At 40.7% G+C, this 22,005-nt stretch carries 19 protein-coding genes; 2 read left to right on the forward strand and 17 right to left on the reverse strand.

Annotated elements, in window-relative coordinates; all coding sequences use genetic code 11:
- Nucleotides 1-47: 47 nt before the first annotated feature.
- The gene (locus tag RUMTOR_RS01020; protein ID WP_004845140.1) at nt 48-398 is read right to left on the reverse strand and encodes a LysM peptidoglycan-binding domain-containing protein; all 351 of its coding nucleotides are present in this window, start codon (nt 396-398) and stop codon (nt 48-50) included.
- 271 nt (nt 399-669) lie between these two features.
- On the opposite strand from RUMTOR_RS01020, the gene lexA reads away from it, so the two are divergent.
- Complete coding sequence (lexA, locus tag RUMTOR_RS01025) at nt 670-1,287, forward strand: transcriptional repressor LexA (RefSeq protein WP_004845141.1); 618 nt, start codon at nt 670-672, stop codon at nt 1,285-1,287.
- Nucleotides 1,288-1,388: 101 nt separating this feature from the next.
- On the opposite strand, the gene RUMTOR_RS01030 is transcribed toward lexA, so the two are convergent.
- The 6 genes from RUMTOR_RS01030 to RUMTOR_RS01055 form a co-directional block, all read right to left on the reverse strand.
- Nucleotides 1,389-2,618 (reverse strand): BaiN/RdsA family NAD(P)/FAD-dependent oxidoreductase, encoded by a 1,230-nt coding sequence (locus RUMTOR_RS01030; protein ID WP_004845142.1) that lies wholly within the window; start codon nt 2,616-2,618, stop codon nt 1,389-1,391.
- A gap of 40 nt (nt 2,619-2,658) precedes the next feature.
- Nucleotides 2,659-3,966 (reverse strand): methionine gamma-lyase family protein, encoded by a 1,308-nt coding sequence (locus RUMTOR_RS01035; protein ID WP_004845143.1) that lies wholly within the window; start codon nt 3,964-3,966, stop codon nt 2,659-2,661.
- An 88-nt stretch (nt 3,967-4,054) separates the two neighbouring features.
- Complete coding sequence (miaA, locus tag RUMTOR_RS01040) at nt 4,055-5,002, reverse strand: tRNA (adenosine(37)-N6)-dimethylallyltransferase MiaA (RefSeq protein WP_004845144.1); 948 nt, start codon at nt 5,000-5,002, stop codon at nt 4,055-4,057.
- On the reverse strand, nt 5,003-7,081 hold the full coding sequence (gene mutL / locus RUMTOR_RS01045) for a DNA mismatch repair endonuclease MutL (protein ID WP_009242644.1): 2,079 nt from the start codon (nt 7,079-7,081) through the stop codon (nt 5,003-5,005). It abuts the gene before it with no gap.
- Nucleotides 7,082-7,113: 32 nt separating this feature from the next.
- A complete protein-coding gene (gene mutS, locus RUMTOR_RS01050) occupies nt 7,114-9,765 on the reverse strand; it encodes a DNA mismatch repair protein MutS (RefSeq protein ID WP_009242643.1) in 2,652 nt (883 codons plus the stop codon).
- Nucleotides 9,766-9,920: 155 nt separating this feature from the next.
- Nucleotides 9,921-10,343 carry a putative ABC transporter permease gene (locus tag RUMTOR_RS01055; RefSeq protein ID WP_004845147.1) on the reverse strand — a complete coding sequence of 141 codons (423 nt, stop codon included), beginning with the start codon at nt 10,341-10,343 and terminating at the stop codon, nt 9,921-9,923.
- 259 nt (nt 10,344-10,602) lie between these two features.
- Here RUMTOR_RS01055 and RUMTOR_RS01060 point away from each other — a divergent pair, with 259 nt between their 5' ends.
- Nucleotides 10,603-12,690 carry a polyribonucleotide nucleotidyltransferase gene (locus RUMTOR_RS01060; RefSeq protein ID WP_004845148.1) on the forward strand — a complete coding sequence of 696 codons (2,088 nt, stop codon included), beginning with the start codon at nt 10,603-10,605 and terminating at the stop codon, nt 12,688-12,690.
- Between the two features lie 231 nt (nt 12,691-12,921).
- Here RUMTOR_RS01060 and rpsO read toward each other — a convergent pair whose 3' ends face one another.
- The 10 genes from rpsO to rimP form a co-directional block, all read right to left on the reverse strand.
- Nucleotides 12,922-13,188 (reverse strand): 30S ribosomal protein S15, encoded by a 267-nt coding sequence (rpsO, locus tag RUMTOR_RS01065; RefSeq protein WP_004845149.1) that lies wholly within the window; start codon nt 13,186-13,188, stop codon nt 12,922-12,924.
- Between the two features lie 137 nt (nt 13,189-13,325).
- Nucleotides 13,326-14,228 carry a bifunctional riboflavin kinase/FAD synthetase gene (locus tag RUMTOR_RS01070; protein ID WP_004845150.1) on the reverse strand — a complete coding sequence of 301 codons (903 nt, stop codon included), beginning with the start codon at nt 14,226-14,228 and terminating at the stop codon, nt 13,326-13,328.
- A gap of 68 nt (nt 14,229-14,296) precedes the next feature.
- Entirely contained in the window at nt 14,297-15,250 is a 954-nt protein-coding gene (truB, locus tag RUMTOR_RS01075; RefSeq protein WP_004845151.1) for a tRNA pseudouridine(55) synthase TruB, read from the reverse strand.
- A 22-nt stretch (nt 15,251-15,272) separates the two neighbouring features.
- Complete coding sequence (locus RUMTOR_RS01080; RefSeq protein WP_004845152.1) at nt 15,273-16,268, reverse strand: DHH family phosphoesterase; 996 nt, start codon at nt 16,266-16,268, stop codon at nt 15,273-15,275.
- The gene (gene rbfA, locus RUMTOR_RS01085) at nt 16,261-16,644 is read right to left on the reverse strand and encodes a 30S ribosome-binding factor RbfA (RefSeq protein ID WP_004845153.1); all 384 of its coding nucleotides are present in this window, start codon (nt 16,642-16,644) and stop codon (nt 16,261-16,263) included. Before rbfA ends, RUMTOR_RS01080 begins: the two co-directional genes overlap by 8 nt.
- A 55-nt stretch (nt 16,645-16,699) precedes the next feature.
- Nucleotides 16,700-19,492 carry a translation initiation factor IF-2 gene (gene infB, locus RUMTOR_RS01090; protein ID WP_004845154.1) on the reverse strand — a complete coding sequence of 931 codons (2,793 nt, stop codon included), beginning with the start codon at nt 19,490-19,492 and terminating at the stop codon, nt 16,700-16,702.
- A 15-nt stretch (nt 19,493-19,507) separates the two neighbouring features.
- Nucleotides 19,508-19,831, reverse strand: a complete 324-nt coding sequence (locus RUMTOR_RS01095; protein WP_009242640.1) for a L7Ae/L30e/S12e/Gadd45 family ribosomal protein — start codon at nt 19,829-19,831, stop codon at nt 19,508-19,510.
- Nucleotides 19,824-20,096 carry an RNase P modulator RnpM gene (gene rnpM / locus RUMTOR_RS01100; RefSeq protein WP_009320585.1) on the reverse strand — a complete coding sequence of 91 codons (273 nt, stop codon included), beginning with the start codon at nt 20,094-20,096 and terminating at the stop codon, nt 19,824-19,826. The genes RUMTOR_RS01095 and rnpM overlap by 8 nt, the downstream gene beginning before the upstream one ends.
- A 20-nt stretch (nt 20,097-20,116) precedes the next feature.
- Nucleotides 20,117-21,331, reverse strand: a complete 1,215-nt coding sequence (nusA, locus tag RUMTOR_RS01105; protein ID WP_004845157.1) for a transcription termination factor NusA — start codon at nt 21,329-21,331, stop codon at nt 20,117-20,119.
- A gap of 21 nt (nt 21,332-21,352) precedes the next feature.
- A complete protein-coding gene (gene rimP, locus RUMTOR_RS01110; protein ID WP_004845158.1) occupies nt 21,353-21,820 on the reverse strand; it encodes a ribosome maturation factor RimP in 468 nt (155 codons plus the stop codon).
- Nucleotides 21,821-22,005 lie beyond the last annotated feature (185 nt).

Below are 22,005 nucleotides of genomic sequence, written 5' to 3' on the forward strand. Positions count from 1 at the left end.
TGTATATATCAATACATAGGGTGTATATTGATACCGATTTAAACATATCATTCAGTCATATACATAATCATAAGATTTTCTCCCGAATAAATTTTATCAGAAGAAAGTCCGTTTATCTCCTTAAGAACTTTAACATATTCTTCTGTCGAACTATATTTTTCAGGAAGATTTTCATTTGCGATATCCCACAAAGTATCGCCTTTTTCAATCTTAATACTTTTATAATAGATATAAGTACTTTCGTGATCCGGCGTATCCTTTTCCTTTGCGGAAACAAAAAATGCACTAAACGACATACTTACAAATAAAACAATAACAACTCCCACGAATAAATTACGAGCATGTTGTTTTAATATAGCCGATTTTTTTGATCTTTTTTCATTTCTTTTTCCCTTCATAATAGTATCCCCTTTATCTCTGCTTATTTTTACACTTTGTTTTCTCTTATTATTTTGTAATATTCAGTCTGCAAGAAAAATGTATACATGTATTCTTCGATTCGAATATTTGTTCCGCGAACTTATGTTCTATATTTGGATTATACAATAAGAACAAATGTTTGTCAACACGGAAATCGAACATATTTTCGCAACAAATGTTTGCTTTTTGTTCTTCGTTGTGTTACCATTATTTTAATAAAATAAACGGACTATAATATCGGAGGAAACTATGTCACAAGGAAAAATAAGTAAAAAACAACAGGAAATTTTAGAATATATTAAATCACAGATTCTTCAACGGGGGTTTCCGCCTGCTGTTCGGGAAATATGCGAAGCTGTAAATTTAAAGTCTACTTCTTCTGTTCATTCACATCTTGAAACATTAGAAAAAAACGGTTATATTCGGCGCGATCCGACAAAACCCCGTGCGATCGAAATTTTGGACGATATGTTCAACCTGACGCGGCGTGAAATGGTTCATGTACCGATTATCGGGCAAGTTGCCGCAGGAGAACCGATTCTGGCTCAGGAAAACATTGAAGATTACTGGCCGGTTCCCGCTGATCGTATGCCGAATAAACAGACATTTTTTTTAAAGGTAAAAGGAGAAAGTATGATCAATGCCGGTATACTTGACGGCGATATGGTTCTTGTGGAAGAAGATTCCACAGCTTCTAATGGAGATATGGTCGTTGCGTTGATCGAGGACGGAGCAACCGTAAAAACATTTTATAAGGAAGAAGGAGTTTTTCGTCTCCAGCCTGAAAATGATTTTATGGATCCGATCATTGTAAAGAATGTTACTATTTTAGGTAAAGTTATTGCTGTGATGAGATTTTTCTCATAACTTCCGAATATAAAGTACCGAAAAAATCATAAGACAAAAAGAGAAGTATCCTGTATTTAAAGATTTTGGATACTTCTCTTTTTGGTTTTTAATCAGGTTTTCTAAAAACTTGCTTCTCTTCCGCTGACTGCACCGCTCGCCCATGCCCATGTCAGATTATATCCACCGCACATGCCATCTACGTCGAGTATTTCTCCTGCAAAATAAAGTCCCGGAACATAACGCGATTCTAAAGTATCAGGATGAACGTCCTTTGTATCGATACCTCCTCGGCAAACCTGTGCCTGCTCATAAGAATTTGTTTCTGTTACAATCACTTTAAAATTCTTGATTAAACGGACAAGCTGCTGAATTTCTTTTTCTGCAAACACTCCGACTTTTTTCTCTTTTGAAATCCCTGCTTCTTTCACCCAAAGATCGGACAACTTTTTATTAGATAACCCTGTGAAAAATTGATCTGCTCTCTTATACGGACGCATTTTCGCCCGTTTTATTAAAAACTTTTCCAGCTCATCTTCCGAAAATTCCGGCATAAAATCAAGAATCGCCTGAACTTTTTTCTTTTTATATAATGCAATCGCCGCATATCTGCTCACTTGAAATACAGGAATACCTGATATGCCATAATTGGTCAGTTGTAATTCTCCCGTATCTTTTGCCAGACATTGATTTTCCGACCATATCGAAACAGTTCCCTGAACTCTTACTCCTGCGATTGATTTAAAAAATTTTTCTTCACATCTTAATTGTACAAGAGCAGGAAGAACAGGAATTATTTTATGTCCGAGTTTTTTTGCCAGATCATAACCGGAACCATCGGATCCGCTGGCAGGGAAAGCTCTGGATCCCGTACACAGGATTACATGATCCGCATATATTTTCCCCTTTTTCCCGTCTTTAACAATCTGAAGAGTAAACCCCTTTTTACGAGGGAAAATATCCGTGCATTCTGTTTGAAGTCTTACATCGATTTGCAGACGCTCTAATTCCATTTTCAAAGCCTCAGTTACAGACGATGCCTGATCCGAATAGGGATACATGTATCCATTTCTGTTTTTCGCATAAACGCCGAGTTCTTCGAACAATTTTATAATCTGCTCTGCATTAAATTTCTCAATGATCTTCCATGGAAATGATTCGTTATCAGAGTGATAACAGCTTCGATCCTGATAAGTATTTGTAAAATTGCATCGTCCGTTCCCTGTCGAAAGAATTTTTTTCCCGACGCGGTCCATATGTTCCAATACAACTACTTCTGCCCCGTTTGAAGCTGCTGTGATCGCTGCCGTCATCCCGGCTGCTCCCGCCCCGATTATCGCTACTTTTCTCATAATATAAATCCTTTTCTTTTCTAAGCATCAAAACACTGTTTTAAAGCGACTGAAGTTTGGATCTGTCAATAACTCCTGCATCAATCAAACTTTGAAGAGATTTTAAAATGCCCAGCTTCGCATGCTGCCATGTAAGACCGCCTTGAAAATAAACGGCATAGGGAGGTTTGATCGGACCATCTGCAGATAGTTCAATCGAGGACCCTTGTACAAATGCTCCGGCAGCCATGATGACTTCACTGTCGTATCCCGGCATTGCCCAAGGTTCGGGAGTTACATAACTGTCTACCGGAGCCGCTGCCTGAATTCCCTGGCAAAATGCAATCACTCCATCTGCACTGCCAAACGTAACTGCCTGAATAATATCATGACGGCTCTCGCTTGCATTTGGAACAACCGAATACCCGAGTTTTTCATAAATATTCGCTGCAAAAACAGCTCCTTTAAGCGCTCCGCATACAACTGTCGGCGCCATAAAAAATCCTTGATAAAAAGACTGCATCACTCCGAGAGACGCTCCCACTTCTTTCCCTAATCCGGGGGATGTCAATCTATACGCACAGTTTTCGATAAGTTCTTTTTTGCCTGCCACATATCCTCCGATCGGTGCAAGACCGCCGCCGGGATTTTTAATCAATGAACCGACAATCATATCTGCACCTACATCGCTTGGTTCGATCCGTTCTACAAATTCTCCGTAGCAGTTATCTACCATACAAATAACATCCGGTCTTTTCTTTTTTATAAATGCAATCAGTTCTCCTATTTTTTCTACAGAATAACTCGGACGTGTCTGATATCCTTTTGAACGCTGGATCGTCACAAGCTTTGTTCTTTCGTTTAATGCTTTTTCGATTGCCGGATAATCAAAATAACCGTCTTCCAACAGATCGACCTGTTTATATGTCACTCCATATTCTGCGAGAGATCCTTTAGACTGGCGAATGCCGATTACTTCTTCCAGTGTATCGTAGGGTTTCCCTACAGGAGATAACAATTCATCACCGGGTCTTAAGTTTGCCGATAACGCAAGTGCAAGTGCATGTGTACCGCATGTAATCTGCGGACGCACAAGAGCCGCTTCTGTATGAAATGCCGCCGCATATACTTCTTCCAGCGTATCGCGTCCTTGATCGTTATAACCGTATCCACTTGCATAATTAAAGCAGCTTTCATTTACCCGGCATTGCTGCATGGCAGAGATCACCTTCAGTTGATTATATTCTGCATTACTGTCGAATTCTGCAAATCGTTCTTTCAGACCTTCCTCTATCTTCTGCCCATATATCCACACATCTTCTGAAATTCCCAACTGTCGGTATATCGTTTTTGTTTCTGTATTACTCATATATATTTTCCTCTTTTTTTATTAGTTTTTCTCTTTAATCTTGTAAAGTTTTCGTTATATTGATCCATTATTTTGTTGGTTTTATATTTTATACTAAAATCTGCTTTTTTCTCAACTCTTCGATCATAAAATCAAGAATATGTTCCTCGTCGTCTCCGATAACGGCACGATCTATCCATGTGACATCCTTTTCTCGCTTAAACCATGTAAGCTGGCGCTTGGCAAAATGTCTTGTATCGCGTTTTATAATACGTACCGCCTCTTCCAATGAATACTCTCCGTTCATATATGCATACAATTCTTTATACCCAAGTCCCTGCATCGCTGTAGAAGTTGAACTCACGCCTCGGTCTTTTAAGAAACGAACTTCCTCTTCTAAACCTGATTCCATCATAAGATCTACGCGTCGGTCAATACGTTCATACAGTTTTGCTCTGTCGTCTGTCAAAACAAAATATGCATATTGATACGGAGATTCCTTTTCTCTTTCCGCTTCATTATGTTCGGATATTTTCATTCCTGTCTGATGATAAAATTCAAGCGCACGTATTGTCCGTTTTATATTATTTGTATGAATCTGCAATGCCGACTTAGGATCTACTTCCGTCAACATTGTATGCAAGTATTCTGCCCCTTTTTCCTTTGCGAGAATCTCCAGTTTTTTCCGATAATCATTTGGAGAATCATTTTCCGTAAAATCAATATTATAAAGAACCGATTGGATATAAAAACCGGTTCCTCCTACAATCAAAGGAATTTTTCCCTTTTCATAAATCTGTTCCATTTCCTCAAGAGCCATCTTCTGAAAACGAACAACATTAAATTCCTCTTCCGGCTCGAGAATATCAATCAAGTGATGCGAAATCCCGCTCATTTCACTGCGCGTAATCTTTGCCGAACCGATATCCATATGTTTATATACCTGCATAGAATCTGCCGAAATAATTTCTGCCCCTATTCTTTTTGCAAGCCCTATAGATGCTTTTGTTTTTCCGACCGCTGTAGGTCCGGCCAAAATAATCAGTGGTTTTTTCATTTATACAATCCTCTTAAACTTCTTCTCTAATTCTCGTTTCGTCATGGCAATGATCGTCGGTCTTCCGTGGGGACAATGATACGGATTATCTAAAGTAAGTAATTCACCGATCAGAGCGTCTACTTCTTTTGCCGATAAACGGTTATTGCCTTTTACCGCCGCCTTACAAGACATAGACGCTACCTTTTCATCAATCAAATCAGGAGTCATAGATGTGTTTATCCCATCTGCCAGATCGTCGATCATCTCCATAAGAAGTTCTTTTTTTGCGATACCGAACAAATTATCCGGCACTGCCCTGACAGCATATTCTTCTCCTCCAAAATGTTCGATTTCAAAACCGATTCTCGTAAAACGATCTATATGCTCCTCCAAAAGCTGAGCTTCCTGCATCGAAAGCGATAAAATGATCGGAGGGCTTAAATACTGAGATGTATATTCCCTGGATTTCATCTCTTTTAAAGTTCTCTCATACATCACTCTTTCATGCGCGGCATGCTGATCTATAATATAAAGACTGTCTTGGAATTGTACAAGCCAGTATGTATCGAACACCTGACCGATCAATGTGTATTCTGCCTTCACTTCACGCTTCAAGAAATTTTCTTCAAACAGATCCATCTGCTTCGGAGTCTTGTCTGCCTCTTTTGCCCGATATGCAGCAGCTTCCCGGATTCGTTCTGCCTGTTGCTGCGGACGATAAATTTCCCCACGGTCTAAAACTTCTGCAGACGAGGAGCGTTCATGATATGCCTTCACCCTTTCCCGCATTTTCCTTATAAAATAATCTTCATCATGAATTTGAGGTTCAGACTGCAAAACAGATTCTTTATCTGCCTCGATAGCAGACGTCTGTTTCCGGGCTTGCCCCTGTTCTTCATCCTGTACTTTTTCCCGTACTTGCTCCGGTTTCGTTTCCTGCGCTTTCTCCCGTACTTGCTCCGGTTCTCTTTCCTGCATCTTTTCCCGGATTTTTTCTATTGGATCATATTTTGTATTTTCTATAGATTTGGGTTTCAGCAAAAACGGACTTTCTTTTTTCTTTTGAGCTGCATCTGCCGGATCCGGAACTGTAGCTGTTTGAATCAATTCAGGTTCAAGAAGCCTTCTGTGAACAGCTTCGTACATTGTATTGTAAACTTCCTGCTGACGTTGAAAACGAAGCTCCATTTTCGTCGGGTGAACATTTACGTCAATAAGATCCCCTTCTACCTGGAAATGAAGAACAGCAAACGGAAATTTATGCTGCATCGTAAAATCTTTATAAGCGTCTTCCAGCGACTTAGAGAGCATTGCACTTTTTACATAACGCCCGTTCACAAAGAAATTTTCAAAATTCCGGTTTCCTCGGGTGATGACCGGTTTACCTAAAAATCCGGAAATAGAAAGACCGTCTTTTTTATAATCAAGTTCCAAAAGATTCGACGTCACTTCGCGTCCATATACATTATAAATCACATCTTTTAGTTTTCCGTTTCCTGACGTCCGAAGTTTTTCTTGTCCGTTATTGATAAATAAAAATGAAACTTCCGGATGTGACAGCGCCAGATGGATCAACAGATCCTGCACATGCCCCGCCTCTGTCACCGGTGTTTTTAAAAATTTTCGCCTCGCGGGTATATTATAAAATAACTGATGAATAAGAAAAGTCGTTCCGTTGGGAGCTCCTGTCTCTTCCAATGCAGTCTCTTTTCCGCCTTCTATGACATATTTTATTCCACTTTGTCCTTCCTCTGTTTTTGTGATAACTTCTGTTCTTGTTACCGCGGCAATACTCGACAAAGCCTCCCCACGAAATCCGAGAGAATGTATGGATACAAGTTCTTCCGCTGTACGGATCTTACTAGTTGAATGGCGCAAAAAAGCACATCTTACTTCATCTGCTTCAATCCCGCATCCATTATCTGTAACACGGATAAATGAAATTCCTCCGTCTTTAATTTCGACTGTAACAGAGGTGGCTTTCGCATCAATCGCATTTTCAACCAGTTCTTTCACAATAGACGCGGGTCTTTCAATAACTTCCCCGGCTGCGATCTTATCAATCGTTATCTGATCTAAAACTTGAATATGAGGCATGACTGCTCCTTTTCTTTTTGATTTTATCAACTTTACCAACGGTTCTTTAATTTATTCTGTAATCTGTATATCGTATTAAGAGCATCGATCGGAGTCATATTTCCAACGTCAAGATTTTTCAATTCTTCAAGAACATCGTCATCTTTTACTGTGTCAAAGAGCGACATCTGCGCAATATCTACATCATCGTATTTTTTTACTTTCGGTTTCTTTTTTACGACACGTTCTTTTGACGCAATCTCACTTACTCTTGCCGTAATATCTTCATCACTTAGCTCTTCTACAATCTCTTTTGCGCGGCCGATCACAAGCTCCGGAACACCTGCAAGTTTTGCAACTTGAATTCCGTAACTTTTATCTGCTCCGCCTTTGACAATCTTTCGTAAAAATACAATGTCATCACCTTTTTCTTTTACCGCGATACAGTAATTGTTTACATTATCGATTTTTCCTTCCAGTTCTGTCAGTTCATGATAATGTGTTGCGAACAGCGTTTTTGCACCTAAAAGTCTGCTGTCGCTTATATATTCGATCACCGCCCAGGCAATCGACAATCCGTCAAACGTACTTGTGCCTCTCCCGATTTCATCAAGAATCAACAGGCTTTTTGACGTAGCGTTTCTAAGAATATTTGCAACTTCCGTCATTTCAACCATAAATGTACTCTGACCGGAAGCAAGATCGTCCGAGGCTCCGACTCTTGTGAAAATACGGTCTGAAAGACCGATATTAGCGCTTTTGGCAGGTACAAACGAGCCGATCTGCGCCATAAGAGCAATGAGCGCCGTTTGACGCATATACGTCGATTTTCCTGCCATATTCGGTCCTGTAATAATAGAAATCCGGTGTTTTTTATCATCAAGATATGTATCGTTTGAAATAAACATTTCATTCGGGATCATCCGCTCTACAACAGGGTGACGTCCTTCTTTTATATCAATTACTCCTTTTTCGTTGATCTTAGGCCGAACATAGTTATTGCGTTCCGCAACGAGAGCAAGGGAAGCAAAGGCGTCAAGCGCCGCTACTGCTTTAGCGGTTTTTTGGATACGCTCTATCTGACTTGCAATCAAATCTCTTACTTCACTGTACAGTTCATATTCCAATGCATAAAGTTTGTCCTCCGCTCCAAGTATCATGTCTTCTAATTCTTTCAGCTCGGGAGTAATATATCTTTCTGCATTTGCCAATGTCTGTTTCCGTGTATAATATTCCGGAACCATTTCTTTGTAAGAGTTTGTCACCTCTAAATAATATCCGAATACTTTATTGTACTTAATCTTTAGATTTTTAATCCCGGTCTTTTCACGCTCGTCATTTTCAAGCTTTGCCAACCAGTCTTTTCCATCGGACTTTGCGCGGCGCAGCTTATCAACTTCTTCGTTATAACCGTCATTAATAATATTTCCTTCTTTCATCGCAATGGGAGGATCTTCCCGGATTGCTTTTTTTACAAGTATACAGAGATCTTCAAGAGGATCAAGATCAACAGCAAGATCTTTTAAAAGTTCTGCTTTCATTTCTTGCAATATATACAAAAGTGCGGGAAGCATCTCCAGAGAACTTCTAAAGGCAGTCAGGTCTCTTGGATTGGCAGATCCGTACGCTATCTTTGTGATCAGTCGTTCCAAATCATACACAGGAGACAGATATTCTCTGATTTCTTCACGAGAAATCGCCTGTTCTTTCAATTCCTGTACTGCATCCAGACGACGAATAATCTCTGTCTTATCGATCAGCGGCTGCTCCACATATTTTCTCAATGTACGAGCTCCCATTGCTGTCTTTGTTTTATCGAGAACCCACAGAAGAGATCCCCTTTTTTGTTTTTCACGGAGAGTTTCGCAAAGTTCAAGATTTCTTCTTGTCGAACTGTCGATCATCATAAACTTGCCTGCGGCATAAGGCGTAATATGTGTCAGATTTGAAAGCGAGTTTTTCTGTGTTTCCAACAGATACTGCAGAAGAGCTCCGGCGCTGATGATTCCGCAATCATAATCTGCAAGTCCAAGTCCGGCAAACGAGGAAACCTCAAAATGTTCCAAAAGTTTTTTACGGCATACTTCATCGTCAAAATACCATGATTCAAGCGAATAAATCGTAATTCCAAGCCGATCTTTCATTCCGTCCATGTCGACGCCGCTCATATAAAACGCTTCATTGCATATAATCTCCGACGGTGAGAATCGATAGATTTCATCTAATAATTTCGCACTGTCCGGAATCTCCGTTACAAAATAATCTCCCGTCGAAATATCGGCAACAGAAACGCCGTACCTGTCTGCAATATATACAATACACATAATATAGTTGTTCTTTGTTTCGTCCAACGCTTGTGTATCAAGATTTGTTCCCGGGGTTACGATACGTACAACTTCCCTTTTAACGATTCCTTTCGTCGTTTTCGGATCTTCTACCTGTTCGCAGATTGCCACTTTATAGCCTTTGGCAACAAGTCTGTTTAAATATCCTTCTACGGCATGATACGGAACTCCGCACATAGGCGCCTTTTCTTCCTGCCCGCAGTTTTTCCCGGTTAAAGTGATTTCCAACTCCCTTGATGCAGTCAGGGCATCTTCAAAAAACATTTCATAGAAATCACCCAATCTATAAAATAGAATGCAGTCTTGATATTGAGACTTTGTCTCCATATACTGCTTCATCATTGGTGTTAATTCAGCCACATTCCTACTCCTTTGTACATAAAAATAACAGTTTTAAACATAGTACCACTACGCTCTTATTCTATGGTAGTATAGCATTTTTAGACAATGCGTTCAACATCAAGAATTCTAATGAGCAAAAATCGGCATCAGTTCATTTTGACAGCAATATAAATTTATAGAATATGAAAACCCGGCTTTATTTCTCTGTATAAATAGCAAAGCAGATATCCGCTTATAATAATCCCGAATGTACATAGTCCCGAAAAAAGAACAGCGAACGGAAAGCAGATCTGCCCCATAAGGTGAAACGGCTGATCTGTATAATCCCAGACATTCCATCCCATAACTTTATTTACTATGATCCCTGTGATAAATTCAGCAGATACTACAAACGCCGTACACCAAAGGACTTGTTTCCAGAGAGGCTCTCTCCACTTCGTCCATAACCCTTGTTGTGCGAAAAATATAAAACAGATTCCGCCCAACAAAAACATCGACCAATGAGAATATCCTCTGAAAATAATTTCTATCATATAATAAAGCGTTCCTCCCAACGCTCCCATAAACAAATATTCACTTAATTTTTTCATTTTCATCTTCCGGACTCATCTCCTGTTTTTATCTCTTATTATAGTCTGAACATTTTAAAAAAATATATAACATATTCCTTTTCGACTTTCAAAATAATTGCCTAAGTTATCACTGTATGATATAATAAATAAGATTATGGACAGTTCAAAGTATCCGAGACCACTGAAAAATATATTTTTCGTAAAATATGTTTTTCAGTAGTTTCGGGACATTTGTAAAAACCGTTCACGATTGATGACAACATAGATTGAAAAGGAGAATAACATGTACAAAATGTATGAAATGGAACTTGCAGGCAGAACACTGCGTGTAGATGTAGACAGAGTTGCCAAACAGGCAAACGGCGCTGTTCTGATGCATTACGGAGACACAACTGTTTTGTGTACATCAACGGCATCTGAAAAGCCAAGAGACGGAATTGATTTTTTCCCTCTTAGTGTTGAATATAACGAAAGACTTTACGCTGTCGGAAAAATCCCGGGAGGATTTAATAAAAGAGAAGGGAAAGCATCCGAAAACGCAATTTTAACCGACCGAGTTATCGACCGTCCGATGCGCCCTCTTTTCCCGAAAGATTATCGAAATGACGTAACTTTGGAAAACCTTGTAATGTCAGTAGATCAGGACTGCAGCCCGGAACTTACCGCAATGCTTGGAGCTTCTCTTGCGACAAGTATTTCCGATATTCCGTTTGACGGCCCGATATCTACAACACAGGTCGGACTCATTGACGGAGAGTTTGTGTTTAACCCGACGGCAGCTCAAAGAGAAGTTTCTGATCTCGCACTTACGGTTGCTTCTACAAAAGAAAAAGTGATTATGATCGAAGCCGGAGCGAACGAAGTTCCGGAAGACCGCATGATCGAAGCAATTTTTGCAGCACATGAATTAAACCAGAAAGTCATTGCTTTTTTCGATACGATCGTTGCAGAATGCGGAAAGCCGAAACATGAGTATGAAAGCTGTGCGATTCCCGAAGAACTGTTTGACGCAATCAAAGAAATCGTACCGCCTGCCGAAATGGAACAAGCTGTATTTACAGACGAAAAGCAGATAAGAGAAGACAATATTCGTCAGATTACAGAAAAATTAGAAGAAGCATTTATAGATAATGAAGAATGGCTCTCTCTCCTTGGCGAAGCCATTTACCAATATCAGAAAAAAACTGTAAGAAAAATGATCTTAAAAGATCACAAACGTCCGGACGGACGCGCTATCGATCAGATCAGACCTCTTGCAGCAGAAGTGGATCTTCTTCCAAGAGTCCATGGTTCTGCAATGTTTACAAGAGGACAGACCCAGATTTGTACGGTAACGACACTGGCGCCTTTGTCTGAAGCACAAAGACTTGACGGTCTTGATGAATCAGAAACGACTAAGCGATATATGCACCATTATAATTTCCCTTCATATTCTGTAGGTGAAACAAAACCGTCAAGAGGACCTGGAAGACGTGAGATCGGACATGGTGCGCTGGCAGAAAGAGCTCTTCTCCCGGTACTTCCAAGCGAAGCCGAATTTCCATATGCCATCCGTACAGTATCTGAAACATTTGAATCAAACGGCTCTACTTCACAGGCAAGCGTATGCGCATCCAGTATGTCGCTTATGACAGCCGGAGTACCGATCAAAGCTGCAGTAGCCGGTATTTCCGCAGGTCTTGTAACTGGAGATACAGACGATGACTATCTTGTTCTTACCGATATCCAGGGACTGGAAGACTTCTTCGGAGATATGGACTTTAAAGTAGCCGGTACACATAAAGGTATTACAGCTATTCAAATGGATATTAAGATTCACGGACTTACAAGACCGATCATTGAAGAGGCAATTTCTGCGACAAAGAAAGCCAGAACCTATATCATTGACGAAATCATGAATAAGGCAATTTCTGAGCCAAGAGCAGAAGTCGGTGAATTTGCACCTAAGATCATTCAGATGCAGATCGATCCGCAAAAGATCGGCGATGTTGTAGGACAGCGCGGAAAAACGATTAACGCAATCATCGAACAGACAGGTGTGAAGATTGACATTGATGATGAAGGTTCCGTTTCCATTTGTGGTACAGAAAAAACAGCAATGGAAAAAGCTGCGAAGATCATACACACGATCGTAACCGACTTTGAAGCAGGTCAGGTCTTTGAAGGAAAAGTTATAAGTATTAAAGAATTTGGCGCTTTTCTTGAGTTTGCACCGGGAAAAGAAGGTCTCGTTCATATCTCAAAAATCGCTAAAGAACGTGTAAATAAAGTTGAAGATGTACTCTCTCTCGGAGATGTTGTAAAAGCTGTTTGCCTTGGAAAAGACAAAATGGGAAGATTCAGCTTCAGCATCAGAGACGTTGCAGAATAATAATTAAGGGCAAGTTGAGATAGCGTAGTAGAGGCAAAATTTCCCAATCGCCCTCATCCCGCCCAAATTAAAAATTGAGACTCAGTACGGAGGATGATTCCTCTGTATTGGGTCTTTTTCTAAAACGGTCGTACACACCAAGATCCTTCCAGACAAGGAATTAGACTTTCCGTCATATAAAAAAGGAACAGATCAAATCTGCCCCTTTTTTGCTTACATTGAAACCTCTGACTATTTTCTGAGTCCGAGTTTCTCAATCAATGCACGATATCTTTCAATATCTACTTTTTTAAGATATGCAAGAAGACCTCTTCTCTGTCCTACCATCTTAAGAAGACCTCTTCTTGAGTGGTGATCTTTCGGGTTTGCTTTGAAGTGATCTGTCAGTTCGTTGATTCTTGCTGTAAGAATTGCGATCTGTACTTCCGGTGATCCTGTATCACCTTCGCTTCTTCCATACTCTTTGATGATTGCCTGCTTTTTGTCCTTTGCGATCATGTTGTAACTCCTCCTTAAATACTTTTATAAACGCCTGATATTAAGTAACGGTCGGAGTGATCCGATTACCGAACATCGGCTGGTTTTCTAACCTCAAGTAGTATATCATATGCCACTTACAATGTAAAGAATTTATTTTAGATTTCTTTTGAAGCCTTAAAGTAGTCTTTTCCATAACGGAGATCTTTCGCCACTTGTTTTTTTAATTCGTTCACAGAAGAAAATCTTATCTCGGGTCTTTCAAAATCACAAAATTCCACCGTAATTTCTTTCCCGTATGCATCTCCTTCATAATCATAAACAAATACTTCGACAAGACGCTTGTGTTCTTCCGTAACTGTCGGCTTCACCCCTACGTTTCCAATGCCGTTGTACCATTTTCCGTCTATATTGATACGGCAGACATACACTCCGAATCTTGGCAGTATTTTTTTTTCTTCAGGCTCGACATTCATTGTAGGAAAGCCGAGCGTCCGCCCCAGTTGTCTGCCATGCCGAACAATTCCGGTTACTCCATACCGATATCCGAGAAGCTCTGCCGCAAGAGTTACATTGCCTTGTGAAAGGACATCTCTGATATAAGTACTGCTGATCACGATCTGATCATATCGTTCTTTTTCGATGACATCCAGCGTATATCCCCCTTTTTCGGAAAACATTTTCAACATTTCTGTATTTCCTCGTTTTTCATGACCAAAAGCAAAGTCTGTTCCTACAACAATATGCGCCGCATGAAGTTTTTCGCACAAGATGTTCTTAATAAACACTTCCGCTTCCATTTCACGCAGTTCTTTCGTAAAAGGATATTCGATCAAACAATCGATTTTCCCTTCAAGATGACTCCGCCTCTCCTGCTTTGTCATTAACGACTCCCGGTGCATATCGAAAGCACAGAGGACGCTTTTACAATTTTCTCCCGAATAAGCGCATATTTTATCGATCAGTTTTTGATGTCCTTTATGAAGACCGTCAAACTTGCCGAGAGTTAACGCTGTCTTTTCTATTCCTGCATATTGCTCAATCCCCGTGATGTACTCCATGATCTACTCTTCCTTTTATCCGCTTCATATCATTCTCATCTCATTTACATAATTTGAAACGAATTTTTCTATTTTCCATCAGGATCGAAAAACATTTTTTCGATTCTGAATAACTGCCTTTGTTTTTGATAAGAGTATATAGCGATAAACCGTCCCTGCTCATCGTATACTCTATATTTTTTATATCTAGAAAAAATGTCGGAAAGATCATCCTCTCCTCCGTCTTTTCCGGGTAAAATCAAATTTTTCGCAGACTCTTTCGGAAAAGGATTTCCGTTATATGCCAACTGAGCCTGGCGTCCTGTTACGATTATCTTAGGATATTCGACAAATACTTCATCCAGAGGCAATATTATTTCTTCTGTCCTTCCTTCATTCTTCGCCTTTTCAATATCTGCAAGCTTCATACTGTCTTTTAACTCAAACCGACTGACTTTTGTACGAAGCAGTGATTCCATACATCCGCCAACGCCAAGAACTTCTCCTACATCATTACATAAAGTACGGATATATGTTCCCTTTGAACAAGAAACTTCCATCCGTATGCGAGGAAGTTTCATTTCCTTGATCCGAATGTCATAAATCTGTACTTTTCTGCTTTTCCGTTCTACGACTTTCCCTTCCCGAGCCAATTCATAAAGCTTTTTTCCATTTACTTTTAGTGCAGAATACATAGGAGGAATCTGATCATATTCCCCTATAAAACTTTCAATACATTTTTTTGCTGTTTCTTCAGTGATTTCCGATGGATCACATTCTTTTAAAACAGTCCCTGTAATATCTTGAGTATCTGTTTCTTTTCCAAGCAAAAGCACCGCTTCATACGTTTTATCTTTATCTGTCAGCAGATCACATACTTTTGTTGCCCGTCCAAGACATACCGGAAGCACTCCTTCCGCATCCGGGTCAAGCGTTCCGGTATGACCGATCTTCTTTTGTCCGAAGATTCCCCGAAGACGAGCCACCACATCATGCGATGTATAACCTTTTTCTTTGTAAATATTTAAAATTCCGTTTATCATACTTCTGATTCTAGTCCTTATTTCATTGCGGAATCACTGATTTTTCTTCCAGTTTTTCAAACTGACGGGCGATCTGCTCGGTAATATTGTTGATCACGTCATGTGCAGATCCTGTCATTGTCACACCTGCCGCCCGTATGTGTCCGCCGCCTCCGAAATGTTTTGCGATTACACTCACATCAATATATTGTTTAGAACGAAGGCTTACTTTATATTTTTGAGGTTCAAGCTCATGTAAGAAGATAGCGACTTCCACACCTTTTGTCTGCCTGAGAATACTTACTACCCCTTCCAGATCAGACGGCTCTGCATGGAAAAATTCCATCGAACTTTTGCGGATAACCGACACAACGCATTGACGATCCATAATGAGCATACTCTCAAGGAGCGCTCTTCCCAAAATCTGGTTTTGCACATATGTTTTTTCGTAAAAGGTTTGCTCAATGATCGCGTTTCCGTTTATCCCTTTTCTCATCAGTTTAGCCGCATTTTCCATCGTTTCCGGCGATGTGCACGAATATCTGAAAACACCTGTATCGTGAGCAATTCCCATATAAAGAGCTTCTGCCGATTCTTTTGATATTTTCTCTTCATCGAGCAAAGTAACTACAAGCTCAGACGTAGAACTTGCATCCGGAACAATATAGTTCAAGTCTGCAAACGATTCGTTGCTGATGTGATGATCGATGCAAACCGTCTCTTTTGCGTTTTCAAAGACCGAACTTGAAAATCCAAGTCTCATCGGATCTGCACAATCAAGACAGATAAACAGATCATACGGCGTTTCGTTATTGTTTACTTCTGAACGAACTTCATCTGTTCCTTTGATCAGACGAAATGTCTCAGGTATTTTTTCCAGATAAACGTCTGTCTGAATATGCGGATATTCTTGTTTTAAATAAAGATATAACCCCATTACCGATCCGATGCAATCGCCATCCGGGCGGACGTGTCCGCCCAGGGCAATTTTTTTCTTCTCTTTCAGCAGCTCTTTTAAATCAATTTTTTTACTATTCATCAATATCACCGGCCTCATCTTTCAGATCCTTTGTAACCTCGTCGATCTTCTTGCTGATATTTACGCCATATTCGATCGACTGATCTACAATAAACTTAATCTCCGGAGTGTTTCTCATATTAATCGTTCTGGCAAGCTCACGACGGATAAATCCTTCAGCGCTTTGCAGCCCTTTGATCGTATCCTGCTGTGCCTTTTCATCTCCGAGTACGCTGATATATGCTTTGCATGTTTTCAGATCCGGCGCCACTTCCACTGCCACCACAGATGTCATGGGCGACACTCTCGGATCTTTGATCCCGCCACGCAGTATATTGCTCAGTTCTCTTTGAACTTCCGCATTTACACGGGTATTTTTTATGCTGTTTTTTCTCATTAATGCTCCCTCTTTTCATCTGCGAAACTAATCATTCGGTTTTTTTGAATCAAATTTATTTTCTCTCAGTCTCAACCATTTTATAAGCTTCAACCTGATCTCCTTCTTTGATATCATTATAATTTTCAAATACAAAACCACATTCATATCCGGCTCTTACTTCTTTTACATCGTCTTTAAAACGTTTCAAAGATGCCAGCGGTCCGTCAAATACTACGATTCCGTCACGGATAAGACGTACAGAACAGTTTCTTTCAAAAATACCGTCCTGAACATAAGATCCTGCAATCGTTCCGACTCCGGATGCTTTAAATGTCTGACGCACTTCCGCGTGACCGAGAATTTTTTCCTCAAATACCGGATCAAGCATTCCTTTCATTGCAGCTTCCACATCTTCTATCGCATTATAAATGACTCTGTAAAGTCTTAAATCAACGCCTTCTCTATCGGCGATTTCTTTTGCCGTCGCATCCGGACGTACATTAAATCCGATAATGATCGCATTGGAAGCCGATGCAAGGCTGACGTCCGATTCATTGATTGCGCCTACTCCACCGTGAATGATCTTGATTACAACTTCATCATTTGAAAGTTTCAAAAGACTCTGTTTGATTGCTTCTACTGAACCTTGAACATCTGCTTTTACGATAATGTTGAGTTCTTTCAAATTGCCTTCCTGTATCTGGCTGAACAGATCATCAAGAGACATTCTTGATTTTGTCTCATCAAGAAGTTTCACTTTATTCTGAGCGATAAACGTCTCTGCAAAACTTCTTGCATCCTTTTCGGAATCACATCCGACAAACACTTCTCCCGCATTTGGAACATCATTTAATCCGAGAATCTCTACCGGCTGTGACGGACCTGCCTCTTTCACCCTTCTGCCTTTATCGTCCATCATCGCACGAACGCGACCATGTGCGCTTCCTGCCGCGATTGCATCTCCGACATGAAGAGTACCTTTCTGAACAAGAACTGTCGCAACAGATCCTTTTCCTTTATCAAGTTCCGCCTCGATCACAAGACCTCTTGCCGCACGGTTCGGATTTGCTTTTAACTCCATAACTTCTGCTGTCAGAAGAACCATTTCAAGAAGCTCCGGAATTCCTTCTTTTGTATGTGCGGATACAGGAACAAAAATCGTACTTCCGCCCCAATCTTCCGGAATCAACTCATATTCTGTCAGTTCTTGTTTCACACGTTCGATATTTGCACTTGGTTTATCAATCTTATTGATTGCAACAATAATTTCAATTCCGGCAGCTTTTGCATGATTGATTGCTTCTACTGTCTGAGGCATTACTCCGTCGTCTGCCGCTACGACAAGAATGGCGATATCCGTAGAGCTTGCACCGCGCATACGCATTGCCGTAAACGCCTCATGTCCCGGCGTGTCGAGGAACGTAATTTTTTCTCCGTTTGCTTCCACAACATATGCTCCGATATGCTGAGTGATACCACCTGCTTCACGATCGATCACATTTGAGTGACGGATCGCATCAAGAAGAGATGTTTTACCATGGTCAACGTGTCCCATAACACATACGACCGGAGGACGTTTTACCATCATATTTTCATCTTCCTCTTCCTCTTTTAACAGTTCTTCGATCACATCTACGACTTCTTCTTTTTCGCAGAGAACTTCAAATTCCATTGCGATCTCTTCTGCAGTATCATAATCGATTTCCTGATTCACTGTTACAACTTTTCCTTGAAGGAACAGTTTTTTCACGATAACAGAAGGAACAATCTTCATTTTATCTGCAAGTTCTTTGATCGTAAGAACTTCCGGAATTACAATCTGTTTAATCTTTTCTTCTTTCTTCTCTTCTTTCGGCTGCGGTCTTTTCACTTCTGCTACCTGTTTTTGTTTTTTGCCTTTTTTGCCTTTTCCGTCAAAGGCTTCGTCTCTGTATTCTTTTTTCTTATTATCACGTTCTTTATCTTTCGCCTTATTACGCTGGCTCTTCTGCTGCTCCACGATCGGTGCCGCCACATCATCTCTTCGTGACTCTCTTTTCTCTCTGTCAGATCGACCATTTTGTCCTCCCGGTCTGCGGTCTCTGTCTCCGCCTCGGCTCTGTCTTCCGTCACCGAACTGACGATTTCCCTGTGGTCTTTCCTGGCGCGAACGATCATTGGATCCGCGATCGAATCTGCCTTGTCTGTCAGACGGTTTTCCGTCTCTTACCGGCTTTCCGTCTCTGTTTTCTCTTACCGGACGATCATTGGACTGTCTTGCTTCACGATTTTCTCTTGCCGGACGGTCATTCTCTGTTCTTTTCTCCTTTTCGGACTGTACCTGTACCGGTTTTTCCGCACGTGCCGGCTGTTGCTTTTCCTGACGTACTCCCTGCGGCTTTTCCGCTGCTGACTGCGCTTGCGTACCCGGTCGTTTTTCTGTAGTTGAATGTTCGGCAGCAGTTTCGGCTTTTACAGTTTGAGCAGGAACCGGCCGCGCAGCCTGTGACTTTTCTGCACCTGACTTTTCCGAACGTGCTCCCTGTGATGCCGGACGCGTCGTCGCTGCCTTTGCCTCGTTTTGACGCGCACTCTGCTGTGGACGCGCAGACTTTTGAGCCGGACGTTTTCCCTGTATGCGACTGCTGTTTTTAGAGTTTTGCGGACGAATCACAAATGCCAGATTTTTCTTTTTCGGAGCTTCTTCTCCCTCTGACTTTCCTTCTGATCTTGTGTTTTTTTCTTTTCGGATCTCATCTGCTATATTGTCCTCGATCGAACTCATATGATTTGACACCTCCACATTTTTCTTATGCAACAAATCGATGAGCTCTTTATTTTCCATTCCAAGCTCTTTCGCAAGTTCATGTACCCTCATTTTTGTCATATTAAAACTACCTCCTTATGCAATATCCTCTCGGTTTTTCAGCTCTCTTTGAATTCCATCTGCAAATCCTTCGTCAAGTATCGCCAGAGATGCACGGAACTCTTTTCCCATTGCATGCCCTAAGGTATCTTTATCTCCGTAGAAACAAAATGGAACTTTATAAAACTTACACATATCCCCGAATTTTTTCTTCGTGTTCTCCGATGCGTCACCGGCGACAATGACAAACTTCGCTTTTCCTGATTTCGTCTCGCTTTCTGTCATTGTCTCGCCGCTTACACATTTTCCGGCCTTCATCGCCAGTCCGATCAGGGAAAGGACCTTATCTCTCTTACTCAAGCTCTCCCATCTCCTTTTCCATTCTCTCATATACTTCCGGCGGTATTGCCTGCTTAAACGACCGTTCCAATCCACGGTTTTTCACAGCTTTCTGAAAGCATTCTACGCTCCGGCAAAGATAAGCGCCTCTGCCGTTTGCTTTTCCAAGTGCATCCACGACGAATTCTCCGGTTTCTGTCCTGAGTATTCGCAGCAATTCTTTTTTAGGTTTCATTTCTCCACACCCTACACATTTACGCATAGGAATTTTTTTATTAACTGCCAAATAACCCACTCCTTTAGATATTACTCATTCTCTGTCTCGATAAATTCAATTTCTTCCGACTCTTCGTTCTGATCTTCTGCCGCTTCATCATAAGACTCTTCACTGTATTCTTCGTTATACTCTTCCTCGTAATCTCCTGTATAACCTTCTTCACCGACAAGTCCCATCTCTTCCATATAATTTTCTGGAAGTTCTCCTGCCTCTATCGCCTGTGTCTCGCTCTTAATATCAATCTTATATCCTGTAAGTCTTGCAGCAAGACGTGCATTCTGCCCTTCTTTTCCGATTGCAAGTGAAAGCTGATAGTCGGGAACGATCACACTCGCGATTTTTTCTTCCGGATCTGCCATTACAGAAATCACTTTTGCAGGGCTAAGTGAATTTTCTATCAGAAGCGCCGGATTCTCATCCCAGTTGATAATATCGATTTTTTCACCGCGAAGTTCCTGAACAACTGCGTTTACTCGTGCTCCGTTCATTCCCACACAAGCGCCTACGGGATCTACATTCGGATCGTTTGACCATACAGCCATTTTTGTACGGGAACCTGCTTCTCTTGCAATGCTCTTAATTTCAACTGTACCGTCTCTTACTTCTGCCACCTCTGCTTCAAAAAGACGTTTCACAAGTTCGGGATGTGTACGGGATACAAGTATCTTCGGTCCTTTCGGAGTATTTTTCACTTCTACTACATACAGTTTAATACGTTCTGTAGGTTTAAAATGTTCCCCTTTCACCTGCTCGTTCTCAGTAAGCATTGCATCTGCTCTTCCAAGATTAATACTGATATTTTTCCCGACATATCGCTGAACAACACCTGTCACAATATCTTTTTCTTTTTCAAAATACTGGTCAAATACAACTTTTCTTTCTTCTTCTCTTATTTTTTGAAGAATCAGGTTCTTTGCATTCTGAGTCGCAATACGCCCAAACTCTTTTGAGTGTACCGGAATCTGTGCGATATCGCCGACCTGTAATGCAGAATCCAGCTTTTCCGCTTCTTCGAGACTGATCTCCAACGCAGGATCTTCTACCTCTTCTACTACATTTTTCTCTGCATATACAGCATAATCGCAAGTATCACGATCCATGATTACTTTAATGTTATCCGATGTTCCGAAATGATTCTTACATGCGCTGATCAGCGAATTTTCAATCGCATCCATCATAACATCTTTACTGATATTTTTTTCTTTCTCAAGAATTGTCAACGCTTCCATTAACTCTATGTTCATTTTGTCATTTCCTCCTAAATTTTAAAAATCCAAAGCAAGACGAATCAATGCAATTTCTGCTCTGTCAAATACTTGTTCTGTTTCATCTTCATATATAATGGTCACAGTGTTTTCATCAAACCCTTTCAAAATACCGGTAAATTCTTTCTGACGATCGATTGCCCGGTAAGTACGGATCTCTACTTCTTCTCCGATACTTCTCTTAAAATCTTTTTCTTTTTTTAACGGTCTGCCAAGCCCCGGTGAGCTCACCTCAAATACATAAGAATCCGGGATATAATCTTTTTCATCGAGAATATCCGAAAACTTTCTGCTGACCGCCTCACAGTCATCTACCGTAATCCCGCCCGGTTTATCGATATACGCACGAAGATACCATGTTCCGGCTTCCTTGACATATTCTACGTCAACCAGTTCAAATCCAAGTGCAGACACGATCGGTTCTAAAAGTTCTTCTGTTTTCTGTTCATATTCTTCTCTTTTTGACACGCTATACTTCCTTTCTTCTCATTTGGCAGAAGCTATCTGCCGCTTATGTTTCTTTTGTTATCGTGAATTTACAACTGAAAATATCTATAAGATATTTTTTGTCGTATGCATAGCAACAAAGAAGAGTGAACTTTCGTTCACTCTTCTGCCGGATTTCTATGTAACTATTTCATAGTATAGCACTG

Source organism: [Ruminococcus] torques ATCC 27756 (genome assembly GCF_000153925.1).
In the GTDB taxonomy this organism is placed as follows: Bacteria; Bacillota; Clostridia; order Lachnospirales; family Lachnospiraceae; genus Mediterraneibacter; species Mediterraneibacter torques.